The sequence below is a fragment of the Luteimonas soli genome (genome assembly GCF_042648865.1).
Taxonomy (GTDB): Bacteria; Pseudomonadota; Gammaproteobacteria; order Xanthomonadales; family Xanthomonadaceae; genus Luteimonas; species Luteimonas soli.
This window is the reverse complement of the sequence record NZ_JBHRYA010000007.1, coordinates 200,708-217,179: the sequence shown is the minus strand read 5'-3', so window position 1 is coordinate 217,179 and position 16,472 is coordinate 200,708. Positions and strand designations below refer to the sequence as shown.

The window sequence follows — 16,472 nt, the reverse complement described above, 5'->3', positions numbered from 1 at the left end:
ATGATCCAGCACGTACGACACCGCATCCGGCTGCCGGACGTGAACTTCAGCAGCCAGCCGGAGAGCGACGTCTACTTCGTCCTCGACCACGCCGACGGCCGCAGCGAGCGCATCCGCTTCCACGACTACGACAGCATCTATCGCGTACCCGGGCTGTACGAGCAGATCTTCTACGAACGCCTCAAGTGCGATTCGCCGCGCTTCCTCGCGCAGCTGCTGAACCAGGTGCTGGTGCAGAGCGGCGACGACCTCAACCGCCAGCGCGTGCTCGACTTCGGCGCCGGCAACGGGATGATGGGCGAGGAGCTGTCGCACTACGGCGTGTCGCGGCTGGTCGGCGCCGACATTTCCGCGGCGGCCGAGGCCGCGCTCGACCGCGACCGCCCGGGCTTCTACGACGCCTACTACGTCGCCGATGTGACCGAGCCCGACCCTGCGCTGAAGCAGGCGCTCGAACGCTGGCAGTTCACCTGCCTGACCACGATCGCCGCGCTCGGCTACGACGACATTCCCGCCGACGCCTTCCGCGAGGCCTTCAACCTGGTCGTCGACGGCGGCTGGATCGCGTTCAACATCAAGGAAACGTTCCTGGGCGAATCGGATGCGAGCGGCTTCGCGCTGTTCGTCAAGCACCTGATCGCCGGCGAGTTCATGCAGCTGCACCACCTCGAACGCTACCGCCACCGCATCTCGATCGAGGGCAACCCGCTGCACTACTACGCCGTCATCGGCCGCAAGCTCGCGCCGCTGCGGGAGGAGTGACCGGCGACGCCGACCGTCGATCGTCACGCCACGGCAGGCCGGATTCCCGGACTCCCTCCGCAGGAGCGGCGGAAGCCGCGACCACCGTCAAAAACAGAGCGACGACACCCCTGGCTCAGAACCGGTACTCGAGCCCCAGCGCCAGCGTCTGCACGGTCAGGTCGACGTCGGCGCCGGCGATCTCGGGGCCGGCCTCGAACCAGTCGTAGCTCAGGCCGAGCCCGAGGTTGGTCGAAAAGTCGTAGCCGGCGCTGACCCCGGCGTAGGCGTCGACCGAGTCGTCGCTTTCCCCGGTGATGCCGGCGACCCCCGAAACCTCGATGTCGAGCTTGCTGGCGACGACGCCGGCGCGACCACCCAGGTAGAAGCCCAGGCCGTCGTCGCCGAAGTTCTTCTTGCCGGTGATGCCGGCGCCGAAGCCCGACAGCTCCAGCGACGCGCCGCTTTCCGGGCCCGCGAAGTATTCGCTTTCGCCGTAACGGCTGTAGAAGCCTTCAACTGCCCAGTTCCGGCTGAAGTAATAGCCGCCGCGAATGCTGTAGCTGTTGTCGTCGTCGCTGGCCGACTGGCCGTCGAATTCAAGTTCGGCGTCGGTGCTGCCGGCTTCGACCCGGACGAATCCGTAATCGGCACGGTTGGCCATGGCCGACATCGGCAGCAGTGCGGTCGCCAGCATGCAGGCCGGCAGCAGGATCTTGCGCATGTTCACTCCCTCGAATCGCGACGCCCGTCAGTGGGCGGCGGAAGGATCGCCGTGCCTGCGCGCGCCGTCAATCACCGCCGTCACGGTTTCCGGCCGCCGGCCGTGCATCGCGCCGGGGCGGGAATGGCAGGACGATGCCCGTTTCCGCTGCATCGTCATTGCGATGCCACAGCACGGGTACGTCGCGCGGCGAGCCCGTTTCGAACTGGTCGCGGTCTGCGGCCGCGGCCTGCGCGTCGCGCGCGGCCTGCTCCTCTTCGATCTCCCAGCTGTAGCGCCGCCGCGGCGCCTGCGGGTCCTTGCGCCGGAACGCGAACGCGGCCACCACGCCGGCGACCGCGCCGCCCAGGTGCGACTGCCACGACACGTCGATCTCGCGCGGCAGCACCGTCAGCAGCATGCCGCCGTAGAGGAACAGCGCGATCATCGCGGTGGCGATCGAGGCGCGGTCGCGGCGCAGCAGGCCGAGCACGAACACCAGGAACAGCAGCCCGTGGCCGAGCCCGCTTGCCCCCAGGTGGTGCGAGCCGGCGTCGCCGAGCAGCCACGCGCCCAGGCCCGAGCCGAGCCAGACCAGCGGCAGTGCGCGGATCGTCGCGCGCGGGTACACGGCGCCGGCCAGGGTGCCCAGCAGCAGCAGCGACACCGCGTTCGCGCCCAGGTGGGCGGGCGAGCCATGCAGCAGCGGCGCGGTCAGCAGGCCGAGCAGGCCGGTCGCGGTTTGCGGCACCACCGCGAACGGCCGCCAGTCCAGCGCCTGCTGCGCCGAGAACACCACGACCAGCAGCAGCACGAAGGCCAGGCTGGCCTTGAGCGCGCGCGCCAGGCGACCGCGGTCGTGGCGGCGCTGGGCGGCGGGGTCGAGCGTCGGTTCGGGCGTATCCAGGTGCATGGCACGAGGATGGCGGCGAATCGCGGGGATGCAAGGTTTGGCGCCGACGACGCGTGTTCGTAGGAGCGGCGGCGCGGCGCCTCAGGCCGAAATCGCCAGCCGCTCCTGGTGGTAGCGGCGCGTGGCCGCGAACCACAGCAGTGCCGCCAGGCCGAAGCCGGCGCCGAAGTACACCGCCCATTCCAGCGGCGCGATCGTCTCGCTGCGGATCACTTTCAGCAGCATCTGGTTCTGCGCCAGGAACGGCACCACGAACTGCCACAGTTGGGTCCGGACCGGGCTGACCATCAGGATCACCGTCGGCACGATCGGCAGCAGCATCAGCATCGACATGTAGCTCTGCGCTTCCTTCACCGACTTGGTGCCGGCGGCGATGAAGGTCAGCAGCGCGGTGCCGATGAACAGCATCGGCAGCAGGACCAGCAGCATCCTGGCGATCGCGAGCAGGCTCACGTCCATCATCCGGCCGATGCCGGGCGCGAACTGCGCGCCGATCTTCAGCGCAAGCAGGGTCAGCAGCAGCGTCGCCAATCCCACCAGCGAGGCCGCCACGATCTTGCCGCTGACGATCGCGCCGCGCGAGGCGGGCGTGGCCAGTAGCGGCTCCAGCGACTGCCGTTCGCGCTCGCCGGCGGTGGTGTCGATGACCAGGTAGGCGCCGCCGATGAAGGCGCTGAGGATCAGGAAGTACGGCAGGATCGCCATCAACATGCCGCGCCGCGCTTCCGGCGTGGACAGGTCCTTGTGCGCCACCGACAGCGGTGCGGCCACCGCCGGGCTGATGCCGCGCGCCAGCAGCCGCAGCGCGCCGACCTGCTGGCCGTAGCGCTGCAGCGCGTTCTCGATCCGCCGCACCGGGATGGCCGAATCCTGGCGCGTGCTGTCGTGCACGATCTCCACCAGCGCCGGCGTGCCTGACGTCCACTGCTCGCCGAAGTCGTCGCCGATGCGCAGGTAGGCGTCCTCGTCCTGGCTGCGGATCGCCGCGTCCGGATCGCCCTCCAGGGTCTTGCGTTCGATGCCTTCGGCGGCCAGCCATTTGACCAGCTGCGGCGCGCGGTCGGCGCCGACGATCGCGATCTCCAGCGGCTTCTCGATCTGGCTCTTGGCCCGGCTCTGGGCCAGGGTCAGGATCCCGAACAGCAGCGCCGGCATCAGCAGCGGCCCCATCACCAGCGCCAGCATCAGCGTGCGGCGATCGCGCGAGAGTTCGCGCAGCTCCTTCAGGCAAACCGTCCACAGCGCGCTCATGCGTGCAACCCTTCTTCAGAACCGATCAGCGCCACGAAGGCATCCTCGAGGTTGTCATGGCCGGTCTGCGCGCGCAGCTCGTCGGCGGTGCCCTGCGCGGCGACGCGGCCGTTGGCGATCACCACGATGCGATCGCACAGCGCCGCGACCTCCTGCATGATGTGGCTGGAGAAGATCACGCAGCGCCCTTCCGCGCGCAGTTCCTTGAGGAAGCCGCGCAGCCCGCGCGTGGTCATCACGTCCAGGCCGTTGGTGGGCTCGTCGAGGATCACGTTGCGCGGGTCGTGGACCAGCGCGCGCGCGATCGCGGTCTTGGTGCGCTGGCCCTGGCTGAAGCCTTCGGTCTGGCGGTCGAGGAAGTCTTCCATCTGCAGCGCGGCGGCCAGCGTGGCGATGCGCGCATCGACGATCGCGCGCGGCAGGCCGTGGAGCTCGCCGAAGTAGCGGATGTTCTCGCGCGCGGTCAGGCGCTTGTACACGCCGCGTGCGTCGGGCAGCACGCCCAGCGCGCGGCGCGCGGCGACCGGGTCGGTGGCGACGTCGCGGCCGTCGACCAGCACCCGCCCGCTTTCCGGCGCCATCAGCGAATACAGCATGCGCAGCGTGGTGGTCTTGCCTGCGCCGTTGGGGCCGAGCAGGCCGGTGATCTCCCCGTCGCGCGCCTCGAAGCCGACATCGTCGACCGCAACCACGGGAGCCTTGTCCTTGCCCTTGCCGGGGAAGGTCTTGCGGAGGTGTTCGGCGGTGATCATGGTCTGGACCGGGGGCTGGGATCTGGGGACTGGGGACTGGGGTGTCGAGCGAATGCAGGGAGGGCGCCGCGGAACTGGCTGCCTGGAGCCGGGGTCTTAATTCTTCCCAACCCCCAGCCCCCAGATCCCAGCCCCTGCACCACCATCATGGCCCCCACCCGTTGAAAGTCGTGAACGGCGGCGTGTACGCCAGCTTGTCCAGGCATGCCACGTCCAGCCCCTTGGCATCCGCGGTTTCGAGGAACTGCGCGAACAGCTTGGGCATGCAGCCGGCGCCGATCACGTTGTGGCCCTGGCCGCGCAGCACCAGCGAGCGGCCGTTGGGGAGGGTCTTCACGACGCGCTCGGCGTAGGCGGGCGGGGTGACCGGGTCGAGTTCGCCCGACAGCAGCAGCGCCGGCACGTCGCTGGCAAGCGGTTTGTGGAAGTCGTCCGGGCGCTTGCCCTTCGGCCACGCGTCGCACTGCGCGACCAGTCCGGCGACCAGCGAGTTGCCCAGCAGCGAATCGTCCATGCCGGGGTCGTCCTCCAGTCCGTCCGCGTCCTCGCTGCAGATCACCGACAGCTGCATGCCGTAGGCCATCTGGTCCGACAGCTGGCTGCCGAGCATCTTCGACAGCGCCATCAGCCCATCAAAGCGGCCCTGCGCGCCCTCGTGGATCAGCAGCGGCAGGATCGACGAGACCATCGGCGAGTAGGCGTACATGCGCGCCAGGCCGGCGATGTGCGCGGGCAGCAGGCGTTCCTGCTTCGACTGTCCGGTGGACGCGTCGCGGTAGGTCACCAGCGGCGGGTCGGCCTCGAGCCGCGCCATCAGCGCGTCGAGCTGCGCGCCCGGGTCGCCGAGTGCGTTCGCGCAGGCCGGGATCTTGCCGCAGCGGGCGAACTGCAGGTCCAGCGCGGATTCGAGGTTGCGGGCGAAGTCGTTGCCCAGGTAGATGTCGTTCGGCGCCACCGAGTCGAGCACCAGCGTGCGCGTGTGCTGCGGATACGCGCGCGCGTACTGCTGCGCGACGCGGGTGCCGTAGGAGATGCCGAGCAGGTTGATCGTGTCCGCGCCGATCGCGTCGCGCACCGCATCAAGGTCGCGAACCGCGTCAGTGGTGGTGTAGAAGCGCAGGTCCGCGCGCTGCGACAGTTCATCGCGGCAGCGTTCGACCGCCGCGAGCATCACCTGCTGCATCTGCGCTTCGTCGCCCGACATCTCCGCTTCGGCCAGCTCCTTGCACTGCAGCGGATTGGACTTGCCGGTGCCGCGCTGGTCCACCAGCACCACGCCGCGCTGCTTGAGCGCGTCCTTGAACGCCGGTGCCACCGCCGGGTAGCTGGCGGTCGCCGACTGGCCCGGGCCGCCGGCGAGCATGAACACCGGGTCGGGCTGCAGGTCGCCGTCCTCGTCGGCCGGGATCCAGGCGATGTTGAGCTCGATCCTGCGGCCCTGCGGCAGGGCGGGGTTCTCCGCCACGGACAGCGAACCGCACTGTGCCTCGACGCCGGGCGCGCCCATCTGCGATGGCAGCGTGCAGGGCCGGAAGGCGATATCGCCGAGCATGCGCGGCTTCGCAGGTGGTGCGTCGGCGCGCCCGGCCTTGGCGGAAGCGACGGCCTTGTTGTCGGCGGGCGCGTCGCCGGCGCGGTCGCGGTATTGGCGGTAGCCGAAGAGCGCGAGCAGCACGATGGCGACGAGGATGAATCGGGCTTTGCGGGACATGGTGGCCTGCGGAAGCGGGGCGGGAGCAAGGGGTCAGGATGACACGACGCGGCCCCGCGGCGAATGTGACATGGGTTGGCCTCCACGATGTCCGTAGGAGCGGCGGGAGCCGCGAGCTTTCCCCGCGGCGGCCGAAGAGCTCGCGGCTTCCGCCGCTCCTACAGGGTCGCAGCGCGGGTTCTTGGTTGTCGAGTGAGCCTAGAAGCTCGCGGCTGAAGCCGCTCCCGCAAGAACGTCACTTGGACGAAACGTACTTCTCGCGGCGGATCCGCGGCACCGGCAGGCCGTGTTCCTTGAGCGCCTCGAAGCAGGCGTCGACCATGTTCGGGTTGCCGCACAGGTAGGCGATGTCCTGCTCGGGGTCGGGCGCGAATTGCCCCAGGAACTGCTGCACGTAGCCGTGGCACACGTCGGGGTGCGCCTGCGGCGAACCCGGTCCGGGCAGTTCCCGCGACAGGCAGGGCAGGTAGCGGAAGCGGGGGTGCGCGTCGGCGAAGGCGCGGAACTCGTCGCCGTACAGCAGCTCGCCCGGCGAGCGCGCGCCCTGCAGCAGCACCACTTCCACGCCACGCTGCGCCATCTGCTTTTCCAGCAGCGGCAGCATCGCCCGGTACGGCGTGATGCCGGTGCCGGTGCCGATCAGCAGGTAGCGGCGATTCTCGTCGGCGGGCATCAGGCAGAAGCGCCCGAACGGCCCGCTGGCCTCGACGTGGTCGCCCTCGTCCAGGCCCTCGAACAGCGCCGTCGCGGCGCCGCCGGCCACGTAGCTGACCGCGATCTCCACCGCATCGCCCGGGGCCAGCGCGTGGTCGTGGATCGTCGCCAGCGAATAACTGCGCTTGGTCGCGGTGCCGTCGGCGTACTCGAAGTGCACCTGCAGGAACTGGCCGGGGATGAAGTCCAGTGGCTGGCCGTCGTCGCGCACGAACGACAGGTGCGCGACCGTCGGCGCGAGCATGCGCCGGCCGGTGAGCTTCATGGGAAAGCGCTTGATGGCGGACAAGAAATCGGACGTTGTGTTGCCGGAGTGGACTCCGCAGGACGCCTATAATACCGGCTTGCCGCGCCCGCCGCGGCCTCCAGGAGCCCCATGACCGCAACCACGCAGCCCTCCGCGGGCGCATCGGCGGCGGCGCCTCCGGCGCTGTCGGTGCGCGACCTGCGCAAGACCTACGACAACGGCGTCGAGGCCCTCAAGGGCATCTCGCTCGACGTGCAGCCGGGCGACTTCCACGCCCTGCTCGGCCCCAACGGCGCCGGCAAGTCGACCCTGATCGGCATCGTGTCCTCGCTGGTGAACAAGACGTCCGGCGACGTGCGCGTGTTCGGCGTCGACCTGCACGCGCGGCGCGACGAAGCGATGCGCCTGATCGGCCTGGTGCCGCAGGAGCTGAACTTCAACATGTTCGAGAAGCCGCTCGACATCCTGGTCAACTACGCCGGCTTCTACGGCATCGCGCGCGACGAGGCGCTGGCGCGCGCGGAAGAAGAACTCAGGCGCGCCCAGCTGTGGGACAAGGCGCAGCTCACGGCGCGCACGCTGTCGGGCGGCATGAAGAGAAGGCTCATGATCGCGCGCGCGATGATGACCCGGCCGCGCCTGCTGATCCTCGACGAGCCCACCGCGGGCGTGGACATCGAGATCCGCCGCGACATGTGGAAGACCCTGCGCGAGATCAACGCCGCCGGCACCACCATCATCCTCACCACGCATTACCTTGAGGAAGCCGAGAGCCTGTGCCGCAACCTGGCGATCATCGACCACGGCACGATCGTCGCGCAGGGGCCGATGCGCGCGCTGCTGGCCAGGCTCGACGTCGAGGGCTTCCTGTTCGACGTCGACGGCGACCTGCCGGGCGTGCTGCCGCAGATCGAAGGCGCGACCCTGGTCGCGCTCGACCGGCACACGCTCGACCTCGACATGCCGCGGGCGATGGACCTCAACCGCGTGTTCGCGGTGCTGGGGGAGGCGGGCATCCGCGTGCGCTCGATGCGGACCAAGTCCAACCGCCTGGAGGAGCTGTTCGTGCGGATGACGGGCAACGGCAACGCCGCGCCGCAGCAGGGGGAAGCCGCATGAGCACGCCCCGCGCCGACGTATCCGCCGCCAGCGACACGCGCCGCAACTGGATCGCGCTGTACACCGTCGCCCGCCGCGAGGTGGTGCGCATCCTGCGCATCTGGGGCCAGACCCTGGTGCCGCCGGCGATCACCATGACCCTGTACTTCCTGATCTTCGGCGGCCTGATCGGCTCGCGCGTGGGCGAGATGGGCGGGTTCCGGTACATGGACTTCATCGTCCCCGGGCTGGTGATGATGAGCGTGATCCAGAACAGCTACGGCAACATCTCGTCGAGCTTCTTCGGCGCCAAGTTCGGCCGCCACGTCGAGGAGCTGCTGGTCAGCCCGATGCCGAGCTGGGTGATCCTCGGCGGCTACGTCGCCGGTGCGGTGCTGCGCGGGCTGATGGTCGGCATCATCGTGCTGTGCATCGCGATGCTGTTCACCACCGTGCGCATCCCGCATCCGCTGGTCACGCTGTCGACGGTGCTGCTGGGCGCGACGATCTTCTCGCTGGCCGGCTTCGTCAACGCCGTGTACGCGAAGAAGTTCGACGACGTGGCGATCGTGCCGATCTTCATCCTCACCCCGCTCACGTACCTGGGTGGCGTGTTCTATTCGATCCAGCTGCTGCCCGGATGGGCGCAGGCGCTGACCCACGCCAACCCGATCTTCTACATGGTCAATGCGTTCCGCTATGGCCTGCTCGGCACCAGCGACGTGCCGCTGTGGGTGGCCTACGCGTTGATGCTCGGGTTCGTGGTCGCGCTGGCGGCGCTGGCGCTGTGGCTGCTGCGGCGCGGCGTCGGGCTGCGCAGCTGACATGCGGCAGGTCGGGGTTATGCCCCCGACGCGTGCGGGTCAAACGCGCGGGCCGAAGCCGTCGGGGGCGTAGCCCCGACCTACGCGCGGTCGAGCCATGGATCGCTCCCAATTGCTGGAGGCTGCAAGACGATGCGAATCCTTGTCCTGGGCGCCGGCGGCACCGGCGGTTACTTCGGCGGCCGCCTGGCGCAGGCCGGTGTGGACGTGACGTTCCTGGTGCGGCCAGCGCGCGCGGCGCAGCTTGCGCAGGGCGGGCTGCGCATCCGCAGCCCGCTGGGCGACGCGGACCTCGAGGTCGCGCACGCCACGGCGGACGGATTGCCCGCGCTGGCCGCGCAGGCGCCGTTCGACCTCGTGCTGCTCAGCTGCAAGACCTACGACCTCGACAGTGCGATGGACGCGATCGCGCCTGCGGTGGGACCGGGCACGGCGGTCCTGCCGATCCTCAACGGCCTGCGCCACTTCGCCGCGCTCGACGCGCGCTTCGGCGCCGACCGCGTGGTCGGCGGCCTGTGCTTCATCAGCGCGGCCAAGGGCGGTGACGGCGAGATCCTGCATCTCGGCCACCCGGCCTCGATCACTTTCGGCGAACGTGCCGGTGACGTCGACAGCGCGCGGACCCGGGCCTTCGCGGCGCTGTGCGCGCAGGCCGGCATCGACCACCTGTGCAGCCCGCGCATCGCGCGCGAGCTTTGGAGCAAGTACAGCTTCCTCGCCGCGCTCGCCGCCGGCACTTGCCTGGTGCGCGCCAGCGTCGGCTGCATTGTTGCCGCAGAGGGCGGGCGCGAGTTGATGGACGCGCTGCACCGCGAATGCCTGGCCGTGGCCACGGCCGAAGGCGAGCCGGTGCCGGAGGCGGCGGTGGAGAAGGCGCGCGCGACGCTGACCCAGCCCGGTTCGCCGCTGCAGGCATCGATGCTGCGCGACCTGCAGGCCGGGCACGCGATCGAGGGCGAGCACATCGTCGGCGACATGCTCTACCGCGCCCGCGCCCACGGCATCGACGCGCCGCTGCTGGCGGCGGCCTGGGTGCACCTGCAGGCGTACGAGGCGGGGCGGGCCTGACCCCATCCATCGAGTCCCTGTGGGAGCGGCTTCAGCCGCAAGTCTTTGGGGGCGGGATCGGGGATTGGGAATCGGTGAAACGCACATCCCGAATCCCGAATCCCTGGCCCAAAAGCTCGCGGCTGAAGCCGCTCCCACGAAAGGCAGGTCCCACAGAAGGTCGGGGCGTGCGGCTCAGCGTTCGGCTTGCGCCGGGTGTTGGGGCTGGCGGTGGAACTTCCCCGCCACCCAGTCGCCGAGGTCGTCGAGCACGGTGAACGCGGCCGGGATCACGATCAGGCTCAGCAGGGTCGAGGTGATCAGCCCGCCGATCACCGCGATCGCCATCGGCGCGCGGAAGCTGGAGTCGCCGGAGAAGCCCAGCGCGATCGGCATCATGCCCGCGCCCATCGCCAGCGTGGTCATGATCACCGGCTGCGCGCGCTTGCGGCAGGCATCGATCAGCGCATCGTGCTGCGACAGCCCGTGCTCGTCCTCGGCCATCACCGCGTAGTCGACCAGCAGGATCGAGTTCTTGCTGGCGATGCCGATCAGCATCAGCAGGCCGATCAGTGCCGGCAGCGAGAGCATGTTCTGCGTGAGCAGCAGCGCGCCGAACGCGCCGCCGGCGCACAGTGGCACCGCGGTGAGGATGGTCAGCGGCATCAGCGGATGGTTGAACAGCAGCAGCAGGACCATGTAGATGCACGCGAGCCCCGCGACCATCGCGATCGCGAAGCCGACGAACAGCTCGATGAACACCTCGGAGTCGCCGGTGTTGAGGAAACTCACGCCGTCGGGCAGGTGCTGCACGCTCGGCAGCGCCTGCACTTCGGTCATCACCTCGCCCAGCGGACGACCGTTGAGTTCGGCGGTGAAGGTGATGTTGCGCTGGCGCTGGTAGCGCGAGATCTGCGACGGGCCGCTGGCGGCGCGGATGTCGGCCACCGCCGACAGCGGCACCGGGCCGTTCTTGCCACGCACGCGCAATTGTCCGACCAGCGCGGGATTGGCCAGCGCTGCCTCGGAGAATCCGACCCGGATCGGCACCTGGCGCTCGGGCAGGTTGAGCTTGGCCAGGCGCTGCTCGTAGTCGCCGGCGGTGGCGATGCGCGCGGCCTCGGCGATGTCGGCGGTAGCGACGCCCAGGTCGGCGGCACGCGCCGGATCGGGCGTGATCACGATCTCCGGGCGCAGCAGCGACGCCGACGAGGTCACGCTGCCGAGGCCGTCGATGCTGCGCAGGTCGCGCTCGAGCGCGGTGGCCGCCGACTGCAGCCGCTGCGGGTCGTCGCCGGCCAGCACCAGCTGCATCATCTCGCCCGGCTCGGTGCTGATGTAGCTCACGCGCACGCCCGGCAGGTCGGCGAGCCGGCTGCGGGCAAGCCGCTCCAGGGTCTTCTGGTCGCGGTCGCGATCCTCGGGCTTGCCCCAGTCCAGGATCAGGGTCGCCTTGCGCGGCTCGCCGACGCCGGACTTGGAGGGGTCGCCGACGTCGAGGACGCTGCCGACCGCGGTGTAGACCTGCGTCAGTTCCGGGATATCGGACAGCAGCGCGCGCGCCCGCTCGGCCACCGCGGTGGTGTCCTGCAGGGTGGTGCCCGGCGGCAGCTCCAGGCTGAGGTTGCTGCGGCCCAGGTCGGAGGTCGGGATGAAGGTCGTCGGGATGAACGGCACGATCGCCAGCGAAGCGAAGAACAGGCCGGTCGCGATCCACAGCGTGCGCGCGCGGTGGCGCAGCGCCGCATCCACCCAGCCCAGGTACCAGGCCATCAATTTCGATTCGGCCTTCTCCTCGCCGTGCGGCTTGAGCAGGTAGGCGGCCATCATCGGCGTGAGCAGGCGCGCGACCAGCAGCGAGAACATCACCGCGGTCGCCGCGGTCCAGCCGAACTCGCGGAAGAACTTGCCGGCGATGCCGGGCATGAACGCCACCGGCACGAACACCGCCGCCAGGGTCAGCGAAGTCGCGATCACCGCGGTGCCGATCTCGGCGGCGGCATCGCGCGCGGCGTCGATCGGCTTCTTGCCCATGCGCAGGTGGCGCACGATGTTCTCGATCTCGACGATGGCGTCGTCGACGAGGATGCCGACCACGACGCTCAGCGCCAGCAGCGTGATCAGGTTGAGGCTGAAGCCGAACCAGTGCATCACCGCGAACGTTGGGATGATCGACAGCGGCAGCGCCACCGCCGAGACCCAGGTCGCGCGCCAGTCGCGCAGGAACAGCCACACCACCAGCAGCGCCAGCAGCGCACCCTCCCACAGCATCGTCATCGACGAGTCGTAGGAGCGCACGGTTTCGTCGATGACCGTGGTGACCAGCTGGAAGTCGACGCCGGGGTGGTCGGCCTTGAGCGTTTCCAGCGCCTGTTCGACGCCGTCGGCGACCGCGACCTCGCTCGAGCCGCGCGTGCGCGACATCGAGAACGCGACCACCGGCTTGCCGTCGAGCAGCGCGGCCTCGGTGGGATCGGCGGCGGCATCGGTGATCCGCGCCACCGCCGACAGCCGCACCGCGCGGCCGTCGGGCAGGCTGATCGAGTAATCGCGCAGCGCCTTCGCGCTGTCGATGGTGCCGACGGTGCGGATCACCTGCTGTTCGCCGCCGAGTTCGGCCTTGCCGCCGGCGCGTTCGACCTGGATCCGTGCCAGCTGCTGCGAGACGTCGCCGGCGGTGACGCCGAAAGCCTGCAGCGCGTCGGGATCGAGGTCCACGCGTACCTGGCGGTCGATGCCGCCGACGCGCTTGACCGCGGCCACGCCGGGCACGCCGTACATCGCGCGCGTCACCTCGCGGTCGACGAACCAGCTCAGCTCGTCCGGACGCAGCTTCGGCGCGACTACCGCGTAGGTCATCAGCGATCCGCCGATGTCGACCTTCGAGATCACCGGTTCCTGGATGTCCTGCGGCAGGTCGGTGCGGATCTTGGTGACTGCATCGCGCGTGTCGTCGAGCGCGGTGGCAAGATCGGTTTCGAGCTGGAATTCGATCGACGTGGTGCTCACGCCCTCGCTGACGCTCGACATCACCCGCTTGATGTTGGGGATCGTCGCCACCGAATCCTCGACCCGGCGCGTGACCTCGGCCTCCAGTTGGCTCGGCGAGGCGCCGGGCTGGGTGATGGTGACCGTGGTCATCGGGAACGCGATGTCGGGGAAGCGCGCCACCGGCAGCTCGTGGAAGCCCCAAAGCCCGGCCACGCACAGCGCGAAGAACAGCATCAGCGCCGGCAGCGGGCGCCTGATCGCCCAGGCCGAGAAATTCATGGCGCGGTCGCCGCGCCGGTGGTGGTCGCTGCCGGCTTCGCCGCCACCACGCGCACCGTGTCGCCGTCGCCGAGGAAGCCGGCGCCCTGTTCGACCACCGCGTCGCCGGCCTTGAGGCCGTCGACGATTTCGACCTGGTCGCCGACCCTGGCGCCGGTGGCCACGCGCACGCGGTGGGCGACGTTCTTGCCGTCGAGGGTGAACACGTAGGCGTGGCCGTCGCGCTGCACCACCGAGGCGGCGGGCACGGTCAGGCCGTTGCCGGCGCCGGTGACGATGCGGCCTTCGACGTAAGTGCCCGGCTGCAGCGGGCCGGGCTCGGGCAGGTCGGCGTAGATGGTGCCGGTGCGGGTCTGGCTGTCGACGCCGGGGCTGACCGCGCGGATGCGGCCGGTGACCGTGCCGGCGCTGGATGGCAGTCGCACGGTGGCACCGGGTTCGACCCGGGCCAGGTCGTCTTCGGGCAGTTCGGCGCGCCACTCCAGGCGGCCGTCGCGGATCAGGCGCAGCAGCTCGGTGCCGGCGGCGACCACCTGGCCGGGCTGCACCAGGCGCTTGGAGATGATGCCGTCGGCGGGCGCGCGCAGTTCGGCGAAGTCGCGCCGCAGCTGCGCCGCGTCGCGGCTGGCGCGCGCGGTGTTGCGGCGGGCTTCGGCCTGGGTGCGTGCGGCGCACAGTTCGTCGAGCTGGGAGGCGCTGATGTACTTGTCCTTCGCCAGCAGTTCGCCGCGGCTGAGGTTGGCGCGCGCAAGGGTGACGCCGGCCTCGGCTTCGGCCAGCGCCGCCTGCGCCTGCTGCAGCTCGCTGTCGAGGTTGCGGTGGTCGAGCTCCAGCAGCACCTCGCCCTCTCGGACCTGCTGGCCGACGTCGACGTTGAGCGCGGTCACCCGCGCGCCGCTGATCTCCACCCCCAGCTGCATCTCTTCAAAGGCAGCGACCGGCCCGGACACCACCACCGTGCGCTGGATCGGCCGCATCTGCGCGGGCGCCAGGGTGACGGCGAGAGTGGAGGCGGGGGCGTCGGTTTCGGCGGGTTCAGATCCGCCGCAGCCGGCCAGCAGGGCGGCCAGGCAGGCGGCGGCAACGGCGCGGAAGCTTGCGTGCATGCGGGGTTCCCGTGGGGAGGGACCGCCGCCGGCCGGCAGCGGGGCCGCAATTGTACTGGCAAGTTCAGTAATTGAAGGAAACGGCCGTTACGTTTCCATTCGGGTACGTACGGGTTCAGCGCGCCGCGCCGTCCGCCGCGCGGATCTGGTCGAGGCTCAGCGCTTCGCTCGTGGCTGGCGGCGGCAGGCCGATCTTCCTGCACAGGGCGATCAGGCGCGGATCGTCGCGCAAGCGCAGGACAAGGGGATCGGCCAGCATGAAAAGGAACTCGTGGGGCGGCGCACGCTCCAGCCATTGCATGGTGCTGTCGTAGTCGCCGCGCAGTGCATAGGCCTGCGCGACGGAATACGGGCTGGCCTTGGTCGCGATCCCGTCGGCCAGGACCTGCGCCAGACTGGCATCCGCCGCCGCGCGGTCCGGGGAAATCTGCGCTGCGATCGCCAGGTCCAGCTCCCGCCAGGGCGAAGCCTGCTTGCGGGCGACATCCTGCGCGGCCTTCGCGTCGCCGCGCGCAATGGCGACATGCATGAGCTGGATCGGCGATGAGCCAGGCTGCGACAGGCCTTCTGCAATGCGAAGGTACTTCTGCGCCTCGTCCAGCTGGCCGGTCGCCATCAACAGTTGCGCGTATTCGAAATTGTTGACGGTGTACAGCGGCTCGATCGAAAGCAGGTGCTCCCGCAGCCGGATTGCTTCGCCCAGTTTTCCGATGCCGGCCAGCGTATAGCCGCAGCCGTTGAGGACCGTGCCATCGTCCGGCGCCAGCCGCACGGCGCGACGGCACTCGGCCAGGGCGCCCTGGTGGTCGAAACCGTAGAACCGCACGTAGGCGCGGGCAGCGTGGGACGCGCCAAGATCGGGCGCCAGTTGCAGCGCCTTGTCCGCCGCCAGGCGCGCCAGGCGCATGTGTTCGCGGGCAACCGCGGGGGGCTCGTTGAAGAACGTGGCGACGGTGCTCCACGACCCCGACAGGTGCGCCCATGCCATCGCATAGTCGGGATCGATTTCCACGGCCCGGGTCATGTACTCGGCGGCCTTCCGGAAGTCCTCGTCGTGCCAGTGCTTCAAGCCCTGCAGATAGGCGTCGTAGGCGTCGATGTTGCCGCTGGGCGGGCGGTCGTCGTGCTTCGCGGCTTCCCCGGGTGACAGCAACTCCACCCGCAATGCGCCGGTGACTGCGGACGTGATCTCGTCCTGCAGCGCGAACAGGTCCTTGTACGGGCGATCGTAATGCTCGGACCACAGCGTGCTGCCGTCGGTGGCCTTGGTCAGGGAAGCGTTGATGCGCACCATGTCGCCCGCACGCTGCACGCTGCCGCCGAGCAGGTAGGACACACCGAGCTTGCGGCCGATGGTCGCGCTGTCGTCCTTGCTGCCGCGGAACCGGAAGGCCGAAATGCGGCCGATCACCTTGAGTTCCTCGAACCGGGACAGCGTGTCGATCAGGTTTTCCGAAAGGCCATCGGAGAAGAACTGCTGTTCGGGGTCGTTGCTGGCATTGACCAGGGGCAGCACTGCGATGCTGCGCTCCGGCACGGTCGCGGCCGGAGCGCCCGCGGTGGCCGGCGGCAACGCATGCGGCCACCATTTCCAACCGGCGAAGGCGAGCAGCGCGAGCAACGGCAGCGACCACAGCGCGAGGCGCGGGAGTCCGGGTGGCCGGTCGTCGGCGTGGCGCATCGGCGGTTGTGCCGGTACAGGCTGCGGTTCCGGTGGGGTTTCCGGCACTGGTGCCTGCACCGCTTCCGTCGCGACGCCGGGAGCAGGTTCGGGGAGGTCGAACCGGTAGCCGACGCCATGCAGGGTGTGCAGCAGGCGCGGGTGGTGGGCGTCCTCGCCCAGCGCCTGGCGCAGCAGGGTCATGACCCGGTTCAGCACGCCCGGCGTGACGTGGCGATGGCCCCAGACCGCGTCGAGGATCCCGTCGCGGGTGAACACCTGCCCCGGGCTGCCGGCCAGCAGTGCCAGTACATCGAAGGCCTTGGGTTCCAGCGGTTGCCCGACGCCGCCGCGGACCAGCCGCCGCCCGGCGAAATCGATCAGCACGTCGTCGAAGGCAAGGCTGGCGGGTGCCGGCTGCATCGAAAGCCTCCG

The 16,472-nt window shown here is 69.9% G+C and carries 13 protein-coding genes; 4 read left to right on the top strand and 9 right to left on the bottom strand.

Annotated elements, in window-relative coordinates:
* Window positions 1-762, top strand: a complete 762-nt coding sequence (locus ACFONC_RS08390; RefSeq protein ID WP_386743281.1) for a methyltransferase domain-containing protein — start codon at window positions 1-3, stop codon at window positions 760-762.
* Window positions 763-877: 115 nt separating this feature from the next.
* Here the strand turns inward: ACFONC_RS08390 and ACFONC_RS08385 are convergent, their stop codons facing one another.
* The 6 genes from ACFONC_RS08385 to ACFONC_RS08360 all read right to left on the bottom strand — a co-directional run bounded on the left by ACFONC_RS08385 (window position 878) and on the right by ACFONC_RS08360 (window position 7,050).
* Window positions 878-1,465 (bottom strand): porin family protein, encoded by a 588-nt coding sequence (locus ACFONC_RS08385; RefSeq protein WP_386743280.1) that lies wholly within the window; start codon window positions 1,463-1,465, stop codon window positions 878-880.
* 67 nt (window positions 1,466-1,532) lie between these two features.
* Window positions 1,533-2,351, bottom strand: a complete 819-nt coding sequence (locus ACFONC_RS08380) for a rhomboid family intramembrane serine protease (RefSeq protein WP_386744612.1) — start codon at window positions 2,349-2,351, stop codon at window positions 1,533-1,535.
* A gap of 87 nt (window positions 2,352-2,438) precedes the next feature.
* Window positions 2,439-3,608: an ABC transporter permease gene (locus ACFONC_RS08375; protein ID WP_386743279.1), complete on the bottom strand. Its 1,170-nt coding sequence runs from the start codon at window positions 3,606-3,608 to the stop codon at window positions 2,439-2,441.
* Window positions 3,605-4,360 (bottom strand): ABC transporter ATP-binding protein, encoded by a 756-nt coding sequence (locus tag ACFONC_RS08370; protein ID WP_386743278.1) that lies wholly within the window; start codon window positions 4,358-4,360, stop codon window positions 3,605-3,607. The genes ACFONC_RS08375 and ACFONC_RS08370 overlap by 4 nt, the downstream gene beginning before the upstream one ends.
* Window positions 4,361-4,505: 145 nt before the next feature.
* Window positions 4,506-6,071 (bottom strand): alpha/beta hydrolase, encoded by a 1,566-nt coding sequence (locus ACFONC_RS08365; protein ID WP_386743277.1) that lies wholly within the window; start codon window positions 6,069-6,071, stop codon window positions 4,506-4,508.
* Between the two features lie 235 nt (window positions 6,072-6,306).
* On the bottom strand, window positions 6,307-7,050 hold the full coding sequence (locus ACFONC_RS08360) for a ferredoxin--NADP reductase (RefSeq protein WP_386743276.1): 744 nt from the start codon (window positions 7,048-7,050) through the stop codon (window positions 6,307-6,309).
* Window positions 7,051-7,161: 111 nt separating this feature from the next.
* Between ACFONC_RS08360 and ACFONC_RS08355 the strand changes: the two genes are divergently transcribed.
* From ACFONC_RS08355 to panE, 3 genes are all read left to right on the top strand, one after another.
* The gene (locus ACFONC_RS08355; RefSeq protein WP_386743275.1) at window positions 7,162-8,151 is read left to right on the top strand and encodes an ABC transporter ATP-binding protein; all 990 of its coding nucleotides are present in this window, start codon (window positions 7,162-7,164) and stop codon (window positions 8,149-8,151) included.
* On the top strand, window positions 8,148-8,954 hold the full coding sequence (locus tag ACFONC_RS08350) for an ABC transporter permease (protein ID WP_386743274.1): 807 nt from the start codon (window positions 8,148-8,150) through the stop codon (window positions 8,952-8,954). The genes ACFONC_RS08355 and ACFONC_RS08350 overlap by 4 nt, the downstream gene beginning before the upstream one ends.
* A 132-nt stretch (window positions 8,955-9,086) precedes the next feature.
* Window positions 9,087-10,022, top strand: a complete 936-nt coding sequence (gene panE, locus ACFONC_RS08345; RefSeq protein WP_386743273.1) for a 2-dehydropantoate 2-reductase — start codon at window positions 9,087-9,089, stop codon at window positions 10,020-10,022.
* 174 nt (window positions 10,023-10,196) lie between these two features.
* Here panE and ACFONC_RS08340 read toward each other — a convergent pair whose 3' ends face one another.
* The 3 genes from ACFONC_RS08340 to ACFONC_RS08330 all read right to left on the bottom strand — a co-directional run bounded on the left by ACFONC_RS08340 (window position 10,197) and on the right by ACFONC_RS08330 (window position 16,460).
* A complete protein-coding gene (locus tag ACFONC_RS08340) occupies window positions 10,197-13,271 on the bottom strand; it encodes an efflux RND transporter permease subunit (protein ID WP_386743272.1) in 3,075 nt (1,024 codons plus the stop codon).
* Window positions 13,268-14,377: an efflux RND transporter periplasmic adaptor subunit gene (locus tag ACFONC_RS08335; protein ID WP_386743271.1), complete on the bottom strand. Its 1,110-nt coding sequence runs from the start codon at window positions 14,375-14,377 to the stop codon at window positions 13,268-13,270. Before ACFONC_RS08335 ends, ACFONC_RS08340 begins: the two co-directional genes overlap by 4 nt.
* A gap of 115 nt (window positions 14,378-14,492) precedes the next feature.
* Window positions 14,493-16,460, bottom strand: coding sequence for a winged helix-turn-helix domain-containing tetratricopeptide repeat protein (locus ACFONC_RS08330; RefSeq protein WP_386743270.1), 1,968 nt, complete (start codon window positions 16,458-16,460; stop codon window positions 14,493-14,495).
* Window positions 16,461-16,472 lie beyond the last annotated feature (12 nt).

What these genes read in the sequence shown, in the direction of transcription:
- ACFONC_RS08365 (WP_386743277.1), bottom strand. Translation starts at nt 6,071, where the DNA reads ATGTCCCGCAAAGCCCGATTCATCCTCGTCGCCATCGTGCTGCTCGCG.
- ACFONC_RS08360 (WP_386743276.1), bottom strand. Translation starts at nt 7,050, where the DNA reads ATGAAGCTCACCGGCCGGCGCATGCTCGCGCCGACGGTCGCGCACCTG.
- ACFONC_RS08390 (WP_386743281.1), top strand. Translation starts at nt 1, where the DNA reads ATGATCCAGCACGTACGACACCGCATCCGGCTGCCGGACGTGAACTTC.
- ACFONC_RS08370 (WP_386743278.1), bottom strand. Translation starts at nt 4,360, where the DNA reads ATGATCACCGCCGAACACCTCCGCAAGACCTTCCCCGGCAAGGGCAAG.
- ACFONC_RS08330 (WP_386743270.1), bottom strand. Translation starts at nt 16,460, where the DNA reads ATGCAGCCGGCACCCGCCAGCCTTGCCTTCGACGACGTGCTGATCGAT.
- ACFONC_RS08340 (WP_386743272.1), bottom strand. Translation starts at nt 13,271, where the DNA reads ATGAATTTCTCGGCCTGGGCGATCAGGCGCCCGCTGCCGGCGCTGATG.
- ACFONC_RS08335 (WP_386743271.1), bottom strand. Translation starts at nt 14,377, where the DNA reads ATGCACGCAAGCTTCCGCGCCGTTGCCGCCGCCTGCCTGGCCGCCCTG.
- panE (WP_386743273.1), top strand. Translation starts at nt 9,087, where the DNA reads ATGCGAATCCTTGTCCTGGGCGCCGGCGGCACCGGCGGTTACTTCGGC.
- ACFONC_RS08385 (WP_386743280.1), bottom strand. Translation starts at nt 1,465, where the DNA reads ATGCGCAAGATCCTGCTGCCGGCCTGCATGCTGGCGACCGCACTGCTG.
- ACFONC_RS08375 (WP_386743279.1), bottom strand. Translation starts at nt 3,608, where the DNA reads ATGAGCGCGCTGTGGACGGTTTGCCTGAAGGAGCTGCGCGAACTCTCG.
- ACFONC_RS08350 (WP_386743274.1), top strand. Translation starts at nt 8,148, where the DNA reads ATGAGCACGCCCCGCGCCGACGTATCCGCCGCCAGCGACACGCGCCGC.
- ACFONC_RS08355 (WP_386743275.1), top strand. Translation starts at nt 7,162, where the DNA reads ATGACCGCAACCACGCAGCCCTCCGCGGGCGCATCGGCGGCGGCGCCT.